At 39.0% G+C, this 20,371-nt stretch carries 21 protein-coding genes; 9 read left to right on the forward strand and 12 right to left on the reverse strand.

Going from position 1 to position 20,371, the window contains the following annotated elements; translation table 11 throughout:
• Window positions 1–182: 182 nt before the first annotated feature.
• From VB713_RS23745 to VB713_RS23770, 6 genes are all read right to left on the reverse strand, one after another.
• Entirely contained in the window at window positions 183–482 is a 300-nt protein-coding gene (locus tag VB713_RS23745) for a type II toxin-antitoxin system RelE/ParE family toxin (protein WP_323314006.1), read from the reverse strand.
• Window positions 482–706 carry an addiction module protein gene (locus tag VB713_RS23750; RefSeq protein WP_323313968.1) on the reverse strand — a complete coding sequence of 75 codons (225 nt, stop codon included), beginning with the start codon at window positions 704–706 and terminating at the stop codon, window positions 482–484. The genes VB713_RS23745 and VB713_RS23750 overlap by 1 nt, the downstream gene beginning before the upstream one ends.
• A gap of 301 nt (window positions 707–1,007) precedes the next feature.
• Window positions 1,008–1,316: a hypothetical protein gene (locus VB713_RS23755; RefSeq protein WP_323313969.1), complete on the reverse strand. Its 309-nt coding sequence runs from the start codon at window positions 1,314–1,316 to the stop codon at window positions 1,008–1,010.
• 159 nt (window positions 1,317–1,475) lie between these two features.
• Window positions 1,476–1,733 (reverse strand): DUF2281 domain-containing protein, encoded by a 258-nt coding sequence (locus VB713_RS23760; protein ID WP_323313970.1) that lies wholly within the window; start codon window positions 1,731–1,733, stop codon window positions 1,476–1,478.
• Window positions 1,734–1,740: 7 nt separating this feature from the next.
• Window positions 1,741–2,343, reverse strand: coding sequence for a Uma2 family endonuclease (locus VB713_RS23765; RefSeq protein ID WP_323314007.1), 603 nt, complete (start codon window positions 2,341–2,343; stop codon window positions 1,741–1,743).
• 412 nt (window positions 2,344–2,755) lie between these two features.
• On the reverse strand, window positions 2,756–3,871 hold the full coding sequence (locus tag VB713_RS23770; RefSeq protein WP_323313971.1) for a ferrochelatase: 1,116 nt from the start codon (window positions 3,869–3,871) through the stop codon (window positions 2,756–2,758).
• A 129-nt stretch (window positions 3,872–4,000) separates the two neighbouring features.
• Here VB713_RS23770 and VB713_RS23775 point away from each other — a divergent pair, with 129 nt between their 5' ends.
• The 5 genes from VB713_RS23775 (at window position 4,001) to VB713_RS23795 (ending at window position 9,353) form a co-directional block, all read left to right on the forward strand.
• Entirely contained in the window at window positions 4,001–4,657 is a 657-nt protein-coding gene (locus tag VB713_RS23775) for a hypothetical protein (protein ID WP_323313972.1), read from the forward strand.
• 94 nt (window positions 4,658–4,751) lie between these two features.
• A complete protein-coding gene (locus tag VB713_RS23780; protein ID WP_323313973.1) occupies window positions 4,752–6,014 on the forward strand; it encodes an MFS transporter in 1,263 nt (420 codons plus the stop codon).
• A gap of 134 nt (window positions 6,015–6,148) precedes the next feature.
• Complete coding sequence (gene ilvB / locus VB713_RS23785) at window positions 6,149–8,065, forward strand: biosynthetic-type acetolactate synthase large subunit (RefSeq protein WP_323313974.1); 1,917 nt, start codon at window positions 6,149–6,151, stop codon at window positions 8,063–8,065.
• 224 nt (window positions 8,066–8,289) lie between these two features.
• On the forward strand, window positions 8,290–8,757 hold the full coding sequence (locus tag VB713_RS23790; RefSeq protein WP_323313975.1) for a hypothetical protein: 468 nt from the start codon (window positions 8,290–8,292) through the stop codon (window positions 8,755–8,757).
• A 230-nt stretch (window positions 8,758–8,987) separates the two neighbouring features.
• Entirely contained in the window at window positions 8,988–9,353 is a 366-nt protein-coding gene (locus VB713_RS23795) for a VOC family protein (protein WP_323313976.1), read from the forward strand.
• A gap of 19 nt (window positions 9,354–9,372) precedes the next feature.
• Here VB713_RS23795 and VB713_RS23800 read toward each other — a convergent pair whose 3' ends face one another.
• From VB713_RS23800 to VB713_RS23810, 3 genes are all read right to left on the reverse strand, one after another.
• Window positions 9,373–10,659 carry a hypothetical protein gene (locus tag VB713_RS23800; RefSeq protein ID WP_323313977.1) on the reverse strand — a complete coding sequence of 429 codons (1,287 nt, stop codon included), beginning with the start codon at window positions 10,657–10,659 and terminating at the stop codon, window positions 9,373–9,375.
• Window positions 10,660–11,087: 428 nt separating this feature from the next.
• Window positions 11,088–12,350 carry a proton extrusion protein PcxA gene (locus VB713_RS23805; RefSeq protein ID WP_323313978.1) on the reverse strand — a complete coding sequence of 421 codons (1,263 nt, stop codon included), beginning with the start codon at window positions 12,348–12,350 and terminating at the stop codon, window positions 11,088–11,090.
• A gap of 239 nt (window positions 12,351–12,589) precedes the next feature.
• The gene (locus VB713_RS23810; protein WP_323313979.1) at window positions 12,590–13,681 is read right to left on the reverse strand and encodes a DNA polymerase beta superfamily protein; all 1,092 of its coding nucleotides are present in this window, start codon (window positions 13,679–13,681) and stop codon (window positions 12,590–12,592) included.
• A 513-nt stretch (window positions 13,682–14,194) separates the two neighbouring features.
• On the opposite strand from VB713_RS23810, the gene rplU reads away from it, so the two are divergent.
• The 3 genes from rplU (at window position 14,195) to VB713_RS23825 (ending at window position 16,229) form a co-directional block, all read left to right on the forward strand.
• Window positions 14,195–14,605, forward strand: coding sequence for a 50S ribosomal protein L21 (rplU, locus tag VB713_RS23815; RefSeq protein ID WP_323313980.1), 411 nt, complete (start codon window positions 14,195–14,197; stop codon window positions 14,603–14,605).
• 31 nt (window positions 14,606–14,636) lie between these two features.
• Entirely contained in the window at window positions 14,637–14,915 is a 279-nt protein-coding gene (gene rpmA, locus VB713_RS23820) for a 50S ribosomal protein L27 (protein ID WP_323313981.1), read from the forward strand.
• Between the two features lie 261 nt (window positions 14,916–15,176).
• Window positions 15,177–16,229, forward strand: coding sequence for a retropepsin-like aspartic protease (locus VB713_RS23825; protein WP_323313982.1), 1,053 nt, complete (start codon window positions 15,177–15,179; stop codon window positions 16,227–16,229).
• Here the strand turns inward: VB713_RS23825 and trpD are convergent.
• From trpD to VB713_RS23840, 3 genes are all read right to left on the reverse strand, one after another.
• On the reverse strand, window positions 16,159–17,211 hold the full coding sequence (gene trpD / locus VB713_RS23830) for an anthranilate phosphoribosyltransferase (protein ID WP_323313983.1): 1,053 nt from the start codon (window positions 17,209–17,211) through the stop codon (window positions 16,159–16,161). The two genes, VB713_RS23825 and trpD, sit on opposite strands and share 71 nt — an antisense overlap.
• A 97-nt stretch (window positions 17,212–17,308) precedes the next feature.
• Window positions 17,309–18,439 (reverse strand): aldo/keto reductase, encoded by a 1,131-nt coding sequence (locus tag VB713_RS23835; RefSeq protein WP_323314008.1) that lies wholly within the window; start codon window positions 18,437–18,439, stop codon window positions 17,309–17,311.
• Between the two features lie 222 nt (window positions 18,440–18,661).
• Entirely contained in the window at window positions 18,662–19,159 is a 498-nt protein-coding gene (locus VB713_RS23840; RefSeq protein ID WP_015213953.1) for a bifunctional nuclease family protein, read from the reverse strand.
• Window positions 19,160–19,695: 536 nt separating this feature from the next.
• Here VB713_RS23840 and VB713_RS23845 point away from each other — a divergent pair.
• A complete protein-coding gene (locus VB713_RS23845) occupies window positions 19,696–20,352 on the forward strand; it encodes a riboflavin synthase (RefSeq protein ID WP_323313984.1) in 657 nt (218 codons plus the stop codon).
• Window positions 20,353–20,371 lie beyond the last annotated feature (19 nt).

Genomic DNA, 20,371 nt, shown 5'->3' on the forward strand with positions numbered 1-20,371 from the left:
TCAACCCAACCTACCATATAATAACTTTTGAGCCTTAACCGAGCAGTATTGGAACAACCGGGAATTATCAAGTTTCTCAGTAATCCCATTGTCGCAGCTAAATGGTTGGGCAATCGGAAGTAATAATTTATAATAATGTAGGGTGGGTAATGCTCACTCTACACGCTAATAATCAACTAAACTCATTTCTCAATTTTTCTATCTATCCAATAATTTGGCTTTCGTTGAAGGTGCATTACAGCTAAAATTTGAATTTTTTCACCATAAACTCTGTACACAATGCCATAAGGAAATCCATCAATATGGCAACGTCTAGCATTTTGGATCATTGGTGTCCAAGCATCGGGAAAATTAACTATGCGGTTAAGTGTTCTTTCCACCGCATCAAGAAAAGTATTGCCAAGTTTAGAACTAATGTTATCGTAATATAAAGTCGCTTCTTCAAGTTCTATTTGTGCATAAGGATCAAATTCAATTAACATCACCGATTCCTTAGTCTTTGTAATACTTCATCGGCTGGAATTAACGCGATTTCACCTTCATCTATTGCCTGTATGCGATTTGCAATTTCTGTTTCCCAAGCAGCTTCAACTTCAGGATTAATTTCATCAAGACTTTTGAGAAGATGTTCAGCAAGCATCGCTCTGTATAGAGGAGGTAAGGTTAATACTGCTCCAAAAATTTCGTCGTAAGTAACGTTAGCCATACAGAAAACTCCTTACAGAGTACGGTGATCGCATTTTAGCATAAATGCGCTTAACCCACCCTACAGGTTGAGAGTGAAAATCGCTTTTAAAACATCCAGGACTTCCAAATAAAAAGGGTGCGGCTCTTTTAGGAAGAATTGCGAGGAGATCAAACAACCATTGCTATTGGTGGCTATGTACGAAAGAGCCAAAAATGAGCGATCGCACTTTACCACTTTTCAAAGTGATTTGACTTTACAGGCCAGTTCAACCATTTCAGGATATGTATTTATACGCCCACAATATTGTCCAATTTCTTGACTAACCAAATTCAAACACACCACTAACTTGATTGATTGTATCATCAAAAAACTTTATTCTCATACGAGAATTACATATTATTTGCTCATATTCAAGTGATATTTCTTTGGCGTAATTTGGGAAAGCATTTTGAATATAATTAGATGATTCGACTATAAAAAGTGAGAGGTATGGCAAAATTTCAAAAATCAGTATAGGTGCTGATTTTTGTTTTATCAAGCGGAATATGAATTCAAAATAAAAATTAGCTTCACTTTTAATCAAGTTAATTTCAAAATCTATCGCTGCCGAATTATAACTACTGGACATAAACTTTATTTTCTAGTATTAAAAATCTGTTAATGTTGCTCTATTCAATCGTCTTCTGCTTCCAACACCTGCTCTTTTATAATTTTTAAAAGCTTATATTTTTCTTATAAACTTAAAAATGTAATTCCTTCAATTAACGATTCAAAAATAGCTGGTAGTCTAACCATTTTTATCATTTTCTCCTGTTCTTAATTCTGTCAAAACACCATCCAATTCAAGTGGCTCATCAAAATCTTCCGGTAGTGGTAAAACAAATATTCCCTTCATTGTTCCAGCAACACGACGCTTCTTTGTCGGTTCTTCTTGGGTAGAGTCTTTAGCGTGCTTATCTATCAAAAATTCAATGTAATGAAGTACCTCTGTCTGAAGAGACTCAGGGAGTTCTTCTAATTTTTCTAAAATAACTGGCTGTATCATTATATTTTCAACTCCAAACTTCGGTTAAATCCAACACAAACCCAGGTAAAATATCTTCCCCAGACAAAGTTACAGGATGATCCAAAATTTCCACATCTTTACCTGGACGATAAATTTCTACTCGTTGATTTTTGCGGTCAATCAACCAACCTAAACAAGCACCATTTTCTATATATTCTCTCATTTTGGCTTGCAACTTTTCGAGAGAATCAGTTTTAGAACGTAATTCCAACACAAAATCAGGACAAATAGGTGCAAAAGTTTCCTGCTGTTCTAAACTGAGAGCATCCCATCTTTCTTGACGTACCCAAGAAGCATCAGGAGAGCGGTCAGCACCATTAGGAAGATGAAAACCAGTTGAAGAGTTAAATGCTTTACCCAATTTGGTTTGACGGTTCCACAACCAAAGCTGGCCTTCCATATCCAGGTTTTTGTTTCCAGTATCGCTTCCCGTTGGTGGCATAATAATTAACTCTCCTGTAGCAGTTCGTTCTAATTGTAAATCTCGGTTAGCAAGTGCTAAATCAACAAACTGCTCATGGGAGATTTTCAACGTTATTGTAGTAGGGATATTCACAGCCATAGCTGGAGATACATTAGCTTGTGTCATCATTCCCTCCTGAAACTGGTACTTGTCTTGTAGTTATACTAAAAACGGGTTAAAAGTGTCATTCTGAACGAAGTGTTCGCGTAGCGTGCCGTAGGCTCTAGAATCTCCGAGATACTTCCCTGCACTACGTTACGGTCAGTATGACATAAGTTCAAGTTTGACCCGTTTGCAGTATAGTTCCAGATTAACATCCAAACTTGAGACAAGAAACACGAGCTAATCCTTAACATATCTCGTTTCCAGTCTCCGACCAGGAATTCTATCACAAAACGAAGGTAGAGCCTTCTATAATTCATTCCCATACAGAGTATGGGAACGAGAAATCATAAATGTAGGGGTTTAGCACTGCTAAACCCCTACCTGCTTGTTACATCACTAATAAATTGGATGATTTATTTTTTGTCAGAGATGTTTAATGGTGATGATGATGGTGAGTTATTGCCAATTCACGATTGACTTCCGTACCTTCCGCTTCCATTAATGTGGCAATATGAGTATTTGCCCATTCAGCAGCCATTGCTAAAAATTGAGGATGATCATTTACACAAGCCATTTGTAAATAATCAACACCAGAATACTGTTTTTCTAAATCATGAATGATGTGATGAACATCTAACAGTGTTTCATGGTTTTCTGTAGCAAAGCCAATAGGCATGAAGATGATTACCTTTGCACCCAATAAAATTAGATTTTGGGCTGCTTGGGTAGCATTTGGCTGAGTCCATTCAATTAGCGGTGTGTCGTGGTTGAGCCAACCTACAGAAATTAAAGGATATCTGTTAATTAACTCATTTCTGACCAATTCGTAAAGCGCTTGACTTTCATCAATTCCTGATGTGAATCCTTTGGCTTTGTGAGGACAACCGTGATTCATCAACACAATACCGATTTGGGAAGGTAGGTAAGCTGATGCTAGATTAGCTTGAATTTTCTCTTCAACCAAATGCGCCAATAAATGAATATATTCCGGTTCGTTGTAAAAGGAAGGAATATATCTTTGTGCTTTTACCCAGTGTTCATCACCATCAGCTAATTCAACCAGAGCATTGTTAACTTGCTCAATGGCAATACCACTAGTAAAGATGGAATCTACTACTAAGAGTGGGTAAATGAGAATTTTGCTAAAGCCTTGCTTTTTAATTTCGGCTAAAACTTGATTTGGCAGAAAAGGAGCGCAAAAGTTAAAGGCTTTGAAAACTTGGACACCACTGCCCCATTTGTGTTGTAATTCGTGTTCAATACCAGCGCGTTGCTGTTCAAAGATGGCATTGTGTGGGGAGATAAAATCGTGGTGAGTATGTCCCCATTCATGACGATCAAATAACGCCAACAGTTTTGCTAGGGGGGGATAAATCCAGGTGGGAACGGGAGCGAATTTTGCTGTAAGTAGATTTAAAGCTTGTTCGTTATAGTTAGCAAAATCTTCGTAGCTTTCGACTTCGCCATAGCCCATAAGTAACACGGCTACACGGTCTTGGCTGGGTAGATGCTCGTGGGTATGTTGCAGTTTTTCTGGAGTTGCAACCACAATTAAATCCTCAATATAACCAAAATGGAAATAGCGAACTAGGAAAATACTAGATCGTTCATCTTATTTGTAGCATAATATCCTACCCAGGGGGATAGGATAGGCATAAAACATCTGCCTTCTCTGGTTATGAGCATCATTATTATTTGTCCTGGAATCCATGCACCAGAATTAACGGAAAGCTTTATCAGAGGATTATTAAATTTAGCGCCTAGTGACTTGATGACGCTGGATATTCTCAATGCAGAGAAAATACTAGTTTTCCCAGGGCAGGGTATTTTAGCTTTATCAGCATTTCATATTTTACAGTTTTTGTGCGATCGCACTAACTTGTCAGTCCGCTTACAACAAACCAAAGATGACCTCTGGCATGATAAGTTAAAATCCCCTGTTATATTTATCAGCTATAGTGCTGGTGTGGTTGGTGCCATTATTGCGGCGACAAAGTGGCAAATGTTGGGCGGTACAGTCAAAGCCTTTATTGCCATAGATGGATGGGGCGTGCCACTATGGGGTAATTTTCCAATTCATCGAATGAGTCATGATTATTTCACCCATTGGAGTTCTGCTATTTTAGGTACTGGGGAAGATAATTTCTACGCTGAACCAGCAGTTGACCATTTATCAATGTGGCACTCCCCCCAAACAGTACAAGGCAAATGGGTAGACCGGTCAATAGGTTTGTCTTTACCCCAAAATTACCTAAATGCTGCTGAATTTTTGCATTTGTTGTTAAAAAGTTACGAAGAGAAGAGTCCGGACGACAAAGTTAGCAACCAGGAGTGAGAATTAGTAAGGACAATAGAAATAAATCAATATTTTTGCTGATCCTGCTGCCCTTTACTTCATCTACCATAGTTTATATTCCTACACATAGTTAATGTTTCCCACTGAACCTACTGCTGTTAATCACGGCTTTGGCACACTGTTAAAAAACAGGGGTTTTATGCTCCTGTGGATTGGACAACTAGTTTCTCAGTTGGCAGATAAGGTATTTTTTGTCTTGATGATTGCCTTGCTGGAGAACTACCCACCGCCACCGGGGTTAGCGGAAAACTCGATGTACTCAACTCTCATGGTGGCATTTACAATTCCAGCAATTTTGTTCGGTTCTGCTGGTGGTATTCTTGTTGACCGCCTACCAAAAAAGTTGGTTATGGTTGGCTCGGATGTGGTGCGAGGGCTTTTAACATTATTGATTCCCTTTTTGCCCAGAGAATTCCTGATTTTGTTAATTCTCACTTTTGCCATTTCTTGTGTAACACAGTTTTTTGCACCAGCGGAGCAAGCCGCAATTCCTCAATTGGTAGAACGAGAGAATTTACTGGCTGCCAATGCCCTATTTAGTACTACTATGATGGGTGCTTTAATTGTTGGCTTTGCGATAGGTGAACCAATATTAAGTTTGGCCAAAAGCTATCTAGGAAAAAACTTTGGTCAGGAAATTGTCGTTGGGGCATTATATTTACTATCTGCTGCAATTATGCAGCCTATCAATTTTAAAGAACATCAAGCAATTGAGGCGCATTTGGCGGGAACTCATGTTTGGAATGAATTTACAGATAGTTTGCGCTACATCAAGAAAAACCGTCTAGTTTTGAATGCTATGCTGCAACTAATGACCTTGTATTGCGTATTTGCAGCGTTAACAGTACTAACGATTAGATTAGCCGCAGACTTTGGCTTAAAGGAAAAACAGTTTGGTTTCTTCTTAGCTGCTGCTGGAGTCGGGATGGTGATAGGAGCAGGTATTTTGGGTCATTGGAGTGATAAATTACATCACAAACCTCTACCCTTGATTGGATTTTTGATGATGGCCTTGGTTTTAGGGGTGGTTACTTTTACCCACAGCCTCATCCTGGCACTGGGACTTTGTGCATTGTTAGGTATAGGTGCGTCTCTGATTGGCGTACCAATGCAAACTTTGATTCAACAGCAAACACCACCAACTATGCACGGTAAGGTTTTTGGCTTTCAAAACCATGTTGTGAATATTGCGCTTTCCCTACCTTTAGCTATCACTGGCCCATTAACTGATATTTTAGGATTGCGAGTTGTGCTAATGGTTATGAGTTTTGTAGTTGCGCTGATTGGTGTTTGGGCTTGGAAAAATACTCGCCGAGTCTTGCAAGATGTGATTTAAAGATTGTAGAATCATAATCCAGTCTTATGCTCATAGATGGAGATTATCTCAGCATTTTCTGGAATTTTTAAATTAGAATGAAATTTTAAATACAGAATTTAAGCGTTAATTTTAGCTATATTTTGAGGTTAACCGTGCGTTCACAAAGTATCTCCGCAGGAGAATCGCCTTCTCAAATCAGTCTGCCACAATCGGAAAATCACAAGCAATCCCCCATCTCTAATTCGTCAGTTGTCACTCCAAAACGGGCATCTGGCGGTTTTGCTTTGTTAGATAGTCTCGTCCGTCATGGCGTTGAGTATATTTTTGGTTATCCCGGTGGAGCAATTTTACCGATTTATGATGACCTGTATAAAGTAGAAGAAACTGGCCGAGTTAAACATATCCTCGTTAGACACGAACAAGGCGCTTCCCATGCCGCTGATGGTTATGCCCGTGCGACTGGTAAAGTGGGAATATGTTTTGGTACTTCTGGACCAGGGGCAACAAACCTAGTTACAGGCATTGCTACAGCCTACATGGATTCCATTCCCATGATTGTGGTGACAGGACAAGTAGCACGGGCTTATATTGGCACAGATGCTTTCCAAGAAACAGATATTTATGGAATCACTCTGCCCATTGTCAAGCATTCTTATGTAGTGCGTGACCCGAAGGATATGGCACGAATCGTGGCGGAAGCGTTCCACATCGCTAGTACTGGTAGACCGGGGCCTGTTTTGATCGATGTCCCCAAAGACGTGGCTTTAGAAGAATTTGATTATGTGCCTGTAGAACCAGGTACGGTGAAGTTACCTGGCTATCGTCCTACTGTGAAAGGCAATCCCCGACAGATTAATGGGGCGATTCAGTTGATTAGAGAAAGTCGCCGACCGTTGTTGTATGTTGGTGGTGGTGCGATCGCATCTAATGCCCACGCAGAAGTCAAACAACTGGCAGAATTATTTAATATCCCCGTCACTACAACTTTGATGGGTATCGGTGCATTTGATGAACATCATCCCCTCTCCTTGGGAATGTTGGGAATGCACGGAACCGCTTACGCTAACTTTGCGGTGACAGATTGCGATTTGCTGATTTGTGTCGGGGCTAGATTTGATGACCGGGTGACAGGTAAGTTAGATGAATTTGCCTCCCATGCGAAGGTTATTCACATCGACATTGACCCGGCTGAAGTAGGTAAAAACCGTGTGCCTGAAGTCCCTATTGTTGGTGATGTTAAGCACGTTCTCACGGATTTGTTACGCCGATGTCAAAACTCAACAAACAAAATTCCACCTCATCAAAATCAAGAATGGTTAAATTTAATTAACCGTTGGAAACAAGATTATCCTTTGGTTGTACCTCATTATCCTGACAGCATTTCCCCCCAAGAAGTAATTGTCGAAGTTGGTAGTCAAGCCCCCCATGCTTTCTACACTACAGATGTGGGACAACATCAAATGTGGGCAGCGCAATTCCTCAAGAATGGCCCCAGACGTTGGATTTCTAGCGCCGGTTTAGGAACAATGGGTTTTGGTGTGCCTGCGGCTATGGGTGTAAAAGTGGCATTCCCTGATGAAGAAGTGATTTGTATCAGTGGTGATGCTAGTTTCCAAATGTGTTTACAGGAATTGGGAACCCTTGCACAGTACGGCATAAACGTCAAAACTGTGATTTTAAATAATGGCTGGCAAGGAATGGTGCGTCAGTGGCAACAAGCCTTTTATGGTGAGCGTTATTCCTGCTCAAATATGGAAGTAGGAATGCCAGATATTGAATTTTTGGCTAAAGCTTATGGGATCAAGGGGATGGTGATTAGCGATCGCGCTCAATTATCCGATAAGATCGCAGAAATGTTAGCGCATAACGGCCCGGTAATCGTTAATGTCCATGTCACCAGAGATGAAAACTGTTATCCAATGGTAGCTCCTGGCAAAAGTAACGCCCAGATGTTCGGTTTACCTAAGCCCACACCCACAGCCGTCATTGAGCCAGTTTTTTGCAGTCACTGTGGAACAAAAAACCCACCCAGTCATAATTTCTGCGCTGAATGTGGAAATAAGTTGTAGTTAGACTCTGTGGGGGTTAAGCATTATGCTTAACCCCTAGTGCCGAATTGGTGTTGGTGGTTGCCGTATGACTCCTACGTCGTCACGCAAGCTATAGGCATAGGTGATAGATAATTCTCCACCTGCACCCTATAGGCTAGATGTATGAAAAAAAGTAACAGTCTCTGTGATTTTCTGCAATGATTTGGGAATCTTTATAAGTTAGATCAATCCAAAGGATCATCATGTCTAAAAGTCAGTTGCTCAACACCCCCAGCAGCACTTCAGTCAAGCTAGAACCAGAAGTAGCACTTGCTATCATTGGACTTTTTTCAGCCGCTGCTGATGGTGAAGGGATTATTTCCACCGAAGAATATCCATTACCGGAAATGTTTGATGGTATTGGAATGTTTGAAGATTACGCTGAGAAAGACTTTGAGAAGTTGACAACAAAAGTCAACACCGTGATTAAAGAAACAGAAGTAGGAAATTTGATTGCTGGTGCGATCGCATCTTTACCAGATAAAGATTACCGTGAAATTGCATACGTCACTGCGCTCTTAGTTGTAGGCATGGACGAAGAAACACTCGACGCAGAGCAAGAGTATCTCTTTGAACTTCAGGAAATATTGAAAATTTCCGATGAACGTGCAGAAGAACTAATAGATGAAGTCTTCGAGGAATATGAAGACGAAGAGGAAGAGGAGGAATAATAATTCTTGGTCTATCTAAATTTCTAGTATTACCAACTCTCAGCAGGTTATTTGCTTTGTCATTGTCAGCTAAATAAGTTTATATATATAGCTCATGGGTAGCATTTTTTAGGCTATCGTGGGCTTTTTGCGTGTCTAGCAAAGTGCTGAGTCCTGACATTGCACCCAACGCAAAAACGCTATATTTGATTTAAACGCTATTACCATCCAAATCAAAAGCGGAGGATGAGATGACCATTACTCTCAATCACACCATAGTACCAGCACAGAATAAAGAAGCCGCAGCAAGTTTCTTTGCAGAAATATTTGGACTAAAAGTTGAATCTTCTATTAGTCACTTTGCGGCTGTTCATGTTAACGACAAGCTGACCCTTGATTTTGCAGATAGAAAAGATTTTGAATCACATCACTATGCCTTCCATGTCACTGATGAGGAATTTGATACTATTTTCTCAAGGGTAAAACAGGCAGGTTTAGAATATAGTAGCGACCCTATGCACAAAAATAAAGGTCAGATTAACCATAGAAATGGAGGGCGTGGTTTTTATTTTTATGACATTGATGGTCATAATTTAGAACTGTTAACCCGTGCGTAAATATTTGGCTTGAAGCTTTCTACTTCTTCACCAAAATATATGCGGTAGCATAGGAGGGTAATTGCTGAATATGCTGCCCAAAATCTTTTTTATTCTCAAAAATACCAGCTAAAAAATCGAGTTGTCCCAGATTGGGTAAAAACGCTCCACCAGTATCTGCAAGTACTCCCATTTGTAGACGTTTTTTGCCACCTTGATTATATTCCATCACAATCACTCTTCCAAGACCAATATTCAAGACATCACCAGCAAAAGTAACACCTGGTTTGATAGATATTTTGGCATCTATCTTGTGTCCATAACCTTTAATTTCATCAACCTTTCTAAAATACCAATAACGCTTTTGTGATGTAGCTTTTAATCCTCTCACATAAGATATGCCATTGTTCCTATCTACATTAAAAAATGCTTTGGAACCATCTGTAAAATTAATGAGGATTGTTCCCTCCATCAAAGCTTCTTCTAAACCTTCACGGGTTAAATATGCTAGAGGCTCAACCTTACCAAATTCTTTACCACCAGGTTCATAAATACCTTTTAAAATATCCTGTTTGGTGTATTTAGTGTAGAAATTATCAGCGGCATAGTTATCTTTTAAACTATAAATTGGTATATTATATTTAGCTGTTTTTGTCCGAGAACCAGGATGAGTAAAAACGGCATATTTTGTAATTCTCAGTTGTTTTTGTTTGGGTTGTTCAGGATTATAAGCAGACCATTTGATGACTCGGAAGTTAGCATTGATAAAATTTGGATCTTCTAAACGAGTAGGGCGATGATTAGTAATATCCTCCTGTAAGACTACAATCATAAAATCCAAGGTTTTGAGAATGTCTTCTACTGTAACTCCTTGGCTTAATAACAATCCGTTTCGAGAAATATCTGGGTCTACTTGAGCATAATCTTGGTAATATTTTCTCGTATTAGTGAGAACCGTTAGTAAATCTGCCTGATTAAAATTAATTTTGGTAGTTGGTAACTTTCCTGGTTTTAAAACGTGTTTACCATTTACACTATATTTATATTTTTTCCATTCATCAATCACAGAATAGAAGATAGATGTAGCTTGTTTTTTTTGCCTAATATTTAAATCAGATATGGGCTGATTGCTTAAATTAATAGGTAGTGTTTCATTCCGAAGAACTTGAGTTTTAATATTCTTTTCAGGCTGAATGCTGCTTAAGTTAGATGTATTGCTTTGCTGAGGTTCTGGTTGTGCATATAGATGTTGATGAACCAAGCTAACTATTAAGAAACTAGCAATACCTGCTGTGATTTGGAATTTACGATTGCAGAAGATACTCATAAGCCTAAAAAGAAGTAAATTTCTAAATTTATCTGTATGTTGAAGGTAATGCTTAATAGTGCATTATACCTTTGTATTCTTAATTACTTTTGTCTGTGGCAGCAAAAGCAATTACCAATCCCAATTAGTAGCAGAAAATCTGAGAATTTGCACTAAATCTTTCTCTGGATTCATGAAAAATTGTTGATATCTGGATAAAATTGCTATAGCCTTTCCTTTGGGCGTGTTGTATTTAGAAAAAATTTCACTAATAGAAAATTAAGGCTTTTGAACCCACGTATCCCTTACGGGAATTTAGGAATAGGTAGGTTTTGTCTGTGTAGTCGCATACCTTTCGGGAAGCAAGCTATGCGCCAGTGTGCCGGAGGCATCTTTCTAATCGCCCAGTGAAGTATGAATGTAGACTTTTATTTGCAATACGAACTATATCATTCATCCATGTCTTTCAATGTAGCTAATGCTGAAGGAGATAAGCGACTGAGATAACGGAATATCCAGTATTTAAATATAGTATTTAAAATTACTGGAAATGTAGCGATAAAAAGAAAAATTCCGTTTCTAGTTGCTGATAAACCTAAATGTTTAGCTATTCCTTCCAAAAGAATTTCCCATCCATGTGGTGAGTGAAAACCAACGAACATATCTGTAAGCAAAATAATTAAAAAAGCCTTAGCACTGTCGCTTAACCCGTAGACAATTTCATCTATAAAAGACTGAACAAAAATAATATTTTTTTTATTAAAAGCAACAACTATAGCAAAGGAAATTAGTGATATTAAATCAGCAAAGACATTACTAATAGCACTGCTGCTTTGATTGCGAAAATCTTCTGCTACCTCAAAGGCTTTATTTTTAACCTGTGCTGCAATTTTTTCTGGTGAAATTTCTGGTGCTTGTTGTAATAGATTTTTAAATTTCAATAATTTTCCAAAATTATTTAATTCATGGAGTGCTTTTTCTTCCATTTCTGAATTCAGAAAAATTTGCACTGTATTTTCACCTCTAATGTGTTCCACAACAGGAATTACTAATAGTTGTTTAGAAAAATGATGAGTTAATAGCGGTATAATAATCAGCATTAATAAAAATTTGATTGATCTTCTTGTTCTATTTCTAGAAATCCGATAGTTTTTGACAAATTCTTCTTCCGCTTTTGGTGTAAATTCGTTAGTTATTTTACTAACTGTTTTACCAATTGAACTCGGTAATACACCAGTTTTTTCAGTAATGAATGGTGCTTTAATAATATCTAGATCAGATAAATTTGCATCGTTTTTAACTGTTTGGAAATTAACTTGTAGTTCTGGGGTATTTATTTCATTTTGTACGCTGTACTTAGATATGACTTCATCAATAAACTTAAGCTTTTCTAATAAATCTGCATCTGTAGTATTGAATAATTTAAGTCCCAATTTAAATTCTGCTAATCTCACTTTAATAATAGCTAAATTTCTATTCAGATTTCCTTGCCAGAAAGCCATCACATTTTCACTATACTTCCCTGATTCAGGCGCAATTTTTTTGCCACTAAATTGGTCAATTTCAATATTTTGAATCGCTTGAGCAGCTTGATAAGCTTCTAAGATAGCTCTTTCTGGAGTATTTAAAAACCAGCGATTAAATAAACGCCAGTATTCTGTCGTTTTTTGGCGAATTAATCTGATTTTTTGGATAAAATATGACTCTTTCATCGTAGATATTTTAAGACATGAACAAACTTTTATTTTAAATTATTATTGGCAATAGTTAGGAGCTAATTGCAGATTTTTTAACTATAGCAATCCTAAATGAAGAATGAACACATACAGCAGACTGCAAGTGGGCGTTGCATAAATGCAGGATGATTTCTATCACGCAGAGGCGCAGAGACGCGGAGAGGATAAAGAGTCGTTGTCTTTTTAGATATTTTTAGATATTATTACTCTATGCCCTATTGCCAACCTTGCATTTCAACTAATTCCATACACAAATCATTAATTTGCTCTAAATCAGGTTTATGAGGTAAAGTTGACTGGTCATAAAAACTATCCATTTGAGTAACTAAATTTTCAGCCATTTTCATTAACTGATCATAGGTATAATCTCCGCTGAGAATAGCTTTTAAATCATCAACATCACCAGCTATTTTTCTATCGACAATTACTTCTCCTTGCTGTAATATTTCCAAGCCGCTACGTAGTAGTCTAATACAGTGCATCCCATGTTTCAAGTCATAACCAGAATTTTTTTCCATTTCTGCTCTAGCCGGATTTCTATTTTCCTGCCAGGATAGATAAGCTTTCCATTCTCTTAACGCGATTTGATAACTTTGACTTTTTTGCAGCAACCGAATAAAATCTTTGCGGCTATTGGTTAAATTTTTTGTATATTCCAAAGCTTCATCTGCTAAGGTATATTGTTTCAATAACCCTTTAAAATCAACATCCGCTGTCAGTAATTTATATAATTGTTCAGATTCTTCTAGAAATTCAATTTTTCCTCTAATTAAGATATAAAGATATTCCAAAAAAGCATTTAGCTCATCTTTGCTCAATGGGTTTTCATCTTCTATGCCAAAATCAGAGGGTATGGGTTTCTTAGCTGGTGGATTTAACAACCACTTGCGATGGGTTTCCATTTTTTTAATTTGAGCAAAAGCATAACCAGAATAAGTATGTTTGACTTTTTTACTTAAAAATATTTGCCTGTTGTTAATTAAATGCTCGCCAATTTTTGTAATCATAGGATAGGTAGGCAACCAGAGTAATTCTAAAACATTGGGATTTGCTCCTGCGAGTAAATGCAAAACTTTTCTTAGTTCATAAATCACTGTATCTTGATTGCCATCTATAAACGGAAAAATGCCTGGTTCATCCCAACCTGTATCTTTTTGTTCTATACTATCGAATCCTAAATAGTAACGTTTAGGAGCAATAAATACTCCTCGATAGTCATAATCTGAATCGGGACGATTTAAGCCATAGCCGTGACTACCAGCTAAACCAACAAAAATAGTTCTTTGTTCAACTTCTATTCTTTTCATAAACCTTATTGCCTCTCAATACTTGTCGGTTAAGGCTAAAAAACGAAAATCCGTAGGTTGGGTTGAGGAACGAAACCCAACATTTACAGGCATTTGTTGGGTTTCACTTTGTTCAACCCAACCTACAAAAATTCTTAACCGAACAGTATTGTAGTGCCTCTACGGTTTATCTTAACCGAATCAGATTCTATGATAGAAGCTAAAAAAAATCCGAGCAACTCTAGCGGCTGCTCAGATGTATAAAAATTTTTTTCTGTCTGTGTCTGAGTTAACTACACAGGCACACTTCACCATTCCGGTGATGAGGTCAAATTTTGCAGACAAAATTTCTAATCATTAAGTTTCTTGACTTAATGGCATTGATTACAGTACAGTTTTAGATTGTCTGTCTAATTCCTGCTCGGATCAGGTAGACATTCTTAAAAAGCTGGCGAAAGCGATAAAAAGCTACAAATATTGTCTCTACAGGAGATAAAAGCCAGCTACCTGTACGGCAACTTCAAGGACAACTCGATGACTTACGCAATTATTGAAACTGGCGGTAAACAGATTAAAGTCGAAGCGGGTCGATTTTACGATATTGAACTGCTGAGTATCGAACCAGATGAAAAAGTTACAATAGACGCAGTATTACTGGTGCAGCACGAGGGTGAGGTCTCTATTGGACAGCCATTAGTGGCAGGTGCAACTGTAGAGGGGACGGTAATGCGACACTTTAGAGGTCGTAAAGTCCTGGTCTATAAAATGAAGCCGAAGAAGAAAACCCGCAAAAAACGCGGACATCGCCAGGAAATAACCAGACTTTTGATTAACTCCATTAACCTCAACGGTGCGGTTTTGGTGTATGAAGAAGCACCAACTACTGCGGAAACTCCCAATATTGTGGACAGCGCTCCTGCTGAAGAAGCTGTTGCTGCTGAATAATAAACAGAAGTAAATAAATTAAGAGGAAATTATGGCTCATAAGAAAGGAACGGGTAGTACACGTAACGGTCGTGACTCTAATGCTCAACGTCTGGGTGTAAAACGCTTTGGTGGTCAAGTTGTGCGTGCGGGCAACATTCTTATTCGTCAGCGCGGTACTAAAATTCACCCTGGTAATAATGTCGGTATTGGCAACGATGATACTCTGTTTGCTTTAGTTGATGGTGTAGTTACTTTTGAAAGAAAGGGCAAAACCCGGAAAAAGGTGAGCGTTTATCCAGTTGTTGCTGTTGAAGCAGTAGCAAGTTAAGTATTAGTTACTTAGTCATTAGTCAATGGTCATTAGTCAATAATTGATGATCATTGACAAAAACTTTGAGATTTAGAATTTTAGGTTTTTAAACTTGAGAGTATCAAGGGAAGGCCAAAAAATAAATTACCTACAAATTAGAGATGTTTGTTCAGGTGATTACTGAAATTAATTAAAAATTAAATAATTCCAGCTAGAGCATCTTTTTCTTTGGGAGGGGTACACTTGGAGAGAGCCAGGGCGGTTAACCTGAAAGTCATTATGCTTGAGTCTTTTTTATCCCGTGCAGCCCTTCTTTTTCTCTCCGGTAGTCTAGCGGTTGTGAGTGTTGCTTGTAGTGAAAACAAACAGATAACGGCGACCGATGGTGATAAGCAATCTGCGCCTATTGGTAATTTGGCAGCTGTACAGCCGCCTACCAGGAAGCCAATGCTGCTGCCAGCCAGCCCAAAACCACAGCGAACAGAAGAGTCAGTGACTGAACCTAGTGCTTTAGAATTGGCGCTGGATAAGGCTACTGGAGGGTTGAATATTAGTAAATCTGCTCAATCTTCAGATGATTGGAATTTGGTAGCGAGTCAGTTTCAGGATGCGATCGCTCTTTTGAAACAGGTACGACAAGACAGCCCCAATTTTCCCTTCGCGCAAAGACAAATTGCCGAATATCAACGTCAAGTTCAATTGGCCAAACAGAAAGCCAATCCTAGCAGCGTAGCATCTCCAGTTATACCCAGGCAAAAGGTTGTTGTTGTTGTTCCCCAACCAAAAGTAAAACGTTACTCAACTCCCTTCCCCACACAAGTGCAACCACTACCACCACCTCAGCCGATTTTCCCTTCATCGGAACTCCTCGCCCAAAATAACGAGGTGTTTATAGCACCTATTAAGCGGCGACTTGGTGGCACGCCCATTGTGGAAGTTACTTTTAATGGTAGACAGCGATTTGAGATGATCGTAGATACAGGGGCGAGTGGGACTGTGATTACTCAACAGGTAGCAAAAGCTTTGGGTATAGTACCAGTGGGGAAAGCTAGGGCTAATACCGTCAGTTCCAAATCTGTGGAATTTCCGGTTGGCTATCTGGATTCGATGGAAGTTGGCGGGGTGACGGTGAATAAAGTTCCAGTTGCGATCGCTGGTGTAGAACTAGAAACAGGACTGCTAGGACATGACTTTTTTGGCAACTACGACGTTACTATCAAACGCAATGTTGTCGAATTCCGTCCCCAACAACACTCAGAAATTAATCCCGCAGGAATTCAATTAACTGTACCAACTTTTTCCAGGGGCTACCGCTTTGTAAAATTTCCCTAGCTAAACTCACACCTTGAGCATGGTTAAGTAGAGGAACTGCACCAGCCACTTGTAAAGCTAAGGAAGCATTTAATGCCACAGCATCCTGTTGTGCTTGAGTTCCCTTTCCTTGCAATACGTCCTGGAGAATTTTGGCATTCTCTTGGACATCTCCACCCTTCAAGGCTGCTATTGGCGCAGGTGAGATCCCGATCTCTTGGGGATTAACAGTGGTTAAATGTACTTCACCATCTGATAATACTGCTAAATCAGTAATATCCCCTAAGCCCGCTTCATCTAATTTTTCTCGTCCATGCAGTACAATTGCCTGCTGTGTTCCCAACTGATTTAATGCTTGAGCGATCGTTTCTATCAGTTGGGAATCAAACACCCCAATCACCTGTCCAGTAGGACGCAGGGGATTTACCAAAGGACCAAGTAAATTAAACACAGTCCTTACCTTCAAACTTCTCCGCAACGGTGCAACCGCCTTTAGTGCTGGATGCCAACCGGGGGCAAATAAAAAGGTTATTCCCACCTCTTGCACTGCTGCTTGCACCTTGTCACTAGTAGCATTCAAATTAACACCCAATGCTTCTAAAACATCAGCACTTCCCGTCAAACTAGAGGCAGAACGACTACCGTGTTTCGCAACGGGTACACCAGCAGCAGCAGCCACAAAAGCCACCGCTGTAGAAATATTAAAAGTTGATGCCCCATCTCCACCAGTCCCACAGGTATCAATTAAAGTACCGAATACCGATTGCTGAGTACTGGGTACAGCAGAGAGAGATTTTAATACTTCAGCCATTCCTGTTAATTCTTCAGCAGAAACGCCTTTGAAGTGCAACGCCGTTAAAATTGCTCCCGATAACTCTGGGGGAATCGTTTCATTTATCCATCCTTGCATCAACCCTGCTGCTTGAGTGCGGGATAATGATTGACGGTCTAATAATTGTTGCAGCAAAATAGACCAATTCATAGGAACTGAGGAAGTAGTCATGACTTAGGTTTTCAGTTGATCGAACTGGGAGTTATCCTACCGAAAAATGGGTAGCTTTCGATTCTGATCAAGATTTTTGTTTTGTGCGATCGCTATATTAACCCCACAATCTTCTCCCTGCTTTTCCATTTAATCTCTCATGGGTATCTGCTAACAAAGCTGGAATATCTAAATTTTCAGGACATTTAGGCAAACAATCACCGCATTCTGTACAACGATTTCCCTTCATTCCTGGAAACCAATGACCGGCATTTTCAAACATTCCATAACGATATTTTCCATAATCGTTCATGTCATAAGCTACTGCCAAATTTCTCAATCTGAGAATTTCCGGAATATTGATATTTTCTGGACAAGGTAAACAAGCATAACACTGACTACATTTATCAGTATTTAAAATCTTTCTTTGTTGAGTTTCTAATTTTTTAAAAACATTAATTTCTGCTGATGTTAACTCACCAACATCATCAGCAAATCCTAAAGGTGTAATTAATTCTTCTGGAGTTGCCGCACCTAAACTCAAGGTTGTAATGCGGTTGTCACTCAACAAAAATCTATAGTTTAATTCTAAAGGTGTAAATGGTTGACAGAGTTCTTTTAAAGTTGAGGTTGGTGTATAAAGTCTTCCTCCTTTATCTGCTGGAGAAATAATAAAAACACCCATATCTTTTTTTGTAGCTAAATCAATAGCTGAAGCGTTGCGTTGGAAAAAATAATAATAATGTAAATTAATAAATTCAAACAAATCTGTATTAATTGCTGCCAGAATTATATCTAATGAAGCGTGGGTAGAAAAACCAACGTGTTTAACTCTGCCATCATTTACTGCTGCTTTTACAGACTGCATACAGCCGTTTTTAGATTGTACCCATTCTAGATGTTCTTGAGTATTTAAACCGTGGATACCCAAACAATCAAGATAATCTAAATTCAAGCGTTGTAATGATTCATCAATATACTGACCCATTGTGTCAGCGTCGGGAGTAGGGGGAATTTTAGTAGTGATATATAGTTGGTTTCTGGGGACTGATAAACCAGCTTTGATTGCTGCACCTAAATACTCCTCGCTTTTACCGTAACCTCTGGCTGTTTCAATGTGATTAATTCCCAAAAATAAAGCTTTTTCAATAATTTTTTGAGCATTTTCGACGTTATCCAAATAACGCATTGTTCCCAAAGAAAAAACGGAGAGGTGTAAATTAGTTTTACCAAAACGTCGATATTGCATAAACTGTTCGCGTAGCGTGCCGTTAGGCATATAAATCTAAAACTTAGATATATCAAAAGTTTGAAGGTTAAAAAGGTGAATCAGGTGCAAGTAATAAGCGTTGAAACTACCAAAAACCTATCACTTGACCAGATTCAAGACTCTTCTTCTCTTCTTCTAATTCTTCCTCCTGACTCCTGACTCCTGACTCCTGACTCCTAACTCCTAACTCCTAACTATTTATTAACTGTCACTATTATCAAATCGTTTAATTAAATCTTCAGGACGAAGATTGGAAATAAATTCGCGGAAAGCTTGCTGTTCAGCTTCATCAGCATCTCGATCAACGGGGATAGAAGCATCAGCTACCACCTCTTCCATCACCCAGATAGGAGTATTTGTACGGAGGGCAATTGCGATCGCATCACTAGGACGAGCATCAATTTCTTTTTTGACCTCACCTTGCTGCACAATCAAAGCAGCATAAAATGTATCCTTTTGCAAAGAATGAATAATCACCTTTTCTAAGGTCATATTCCAGACTTCCAAAATATTCACAATTAGGTCATGGGTGAGGGGTCTAGGTGGTTTTTGATGCTCCATAGCACCCATAATAGCCCTGGCCTGTTCTTGACCGATATAAATTGGTAAAGCCCGACGATCTGAGCCATCTTTCAGTAATACAATCGGGCTGCGGGTTATGGCATCTAATGCTATACCAGCGACTTTCATTTCAATCATTGGCTAACCCTCAAAAATTCTTTAAGTGCTTGAGTGCTATGTGAAAAATAATACCCTTGATTGGGTTTTTCTGAAACCGAAGTAAACATAGGGCTTTTCTTCTCTATAATTGCTTCTATTAAACTCCGAACTTGTAGTGAACACCAGAGCAAGAGACTTCCAACTAAAAAAAATATCCCGTCATTGTGACAGCAGGGGGCAGAGGGCAGGAATCAGGGGGTAGAAAAGTCGCTTTGATTTGGTGAACTTGGATAGCGTATCCTACGGAAAGCAAGCTACGCGGAGCGTCCCGGAGGGAACTGGCGCTGCTGCAAGCAGTACATCTTTTTTGTGGAGTTCTCTAAATCAAATGGCTCTACTAAAAGAATAATCGTCTTACCCAAGTATGCCTTGAGATTGATGTGAATGTGTTAATGTTCATCTACCAAAAAAAAATGCCAGAAATAATATTCAGAGTTTTTACATTTTTTGGCAGAATTATCAGTTAATTTCCGCCAAAATTAAGCAATAAATAGAATTAGTTTGGCAGAAAAACCGTGTTTACAGGATTAATTCAAGGATTAGGTACAATCAAACCCTTAGAGAACGATTTTTGGCAGATTACTTTTGTCAGCAAGTCAGATACAATTATGGCTGATTTGACTTATGGCGATAGTGTGGCGGTAGATGGCATATGTCTGACAGTCGAAGAAATTTTAAAAGACGGCTTTATTGCCACTGCTTCACCGGAAACCCTAAGCCGCACAACTTTAGAAAGAGAAGAAACCCAAGCCAGATATGTCAACATAGAAACGTCGCTGCGAGTGGGGGGTAAAGTAGGCGGTCATTTTGTCATGGGTCATGTAGACGGGATTGGTGAATTAATTTCTGTAGAACAAACAGCTAGTTCTTGGGAAATGACCTTTGCGGCATCAGCTGAGTGCGATCGCTATATCGTCCCCAAAGGTAGCATCGCTGTCAATGGCATCAGCCTCACCATAGCCACATATCAACCCGAACACTCCCATTTTACGGTAGCAGTGATTCCTGTAACCTATACCGAAACTAATCTCAACTATTTAGTTCCTGGCAGTTATGTGAATCTGGAAGGAGATATTCTCGGTAAATACGTTGAAAAATTCCTCTCTCCGGGTCAAAAACACCATCAAGAGGATGTTACACCTGCATTTTTAGCAGAACACGGGTATTTATAGGAGTTCAGGAGTTCAGGAG

The organism is Anabaena cylindrica UHCC 0172 (genome assembly GCF_034931625.1).
GTDB lineage: Bacteria > Cyanobacteriota > Cyanobacteriia > Cyanobacteriales > Nostocaceae > Anabaena > Anabaena cylindrica_A.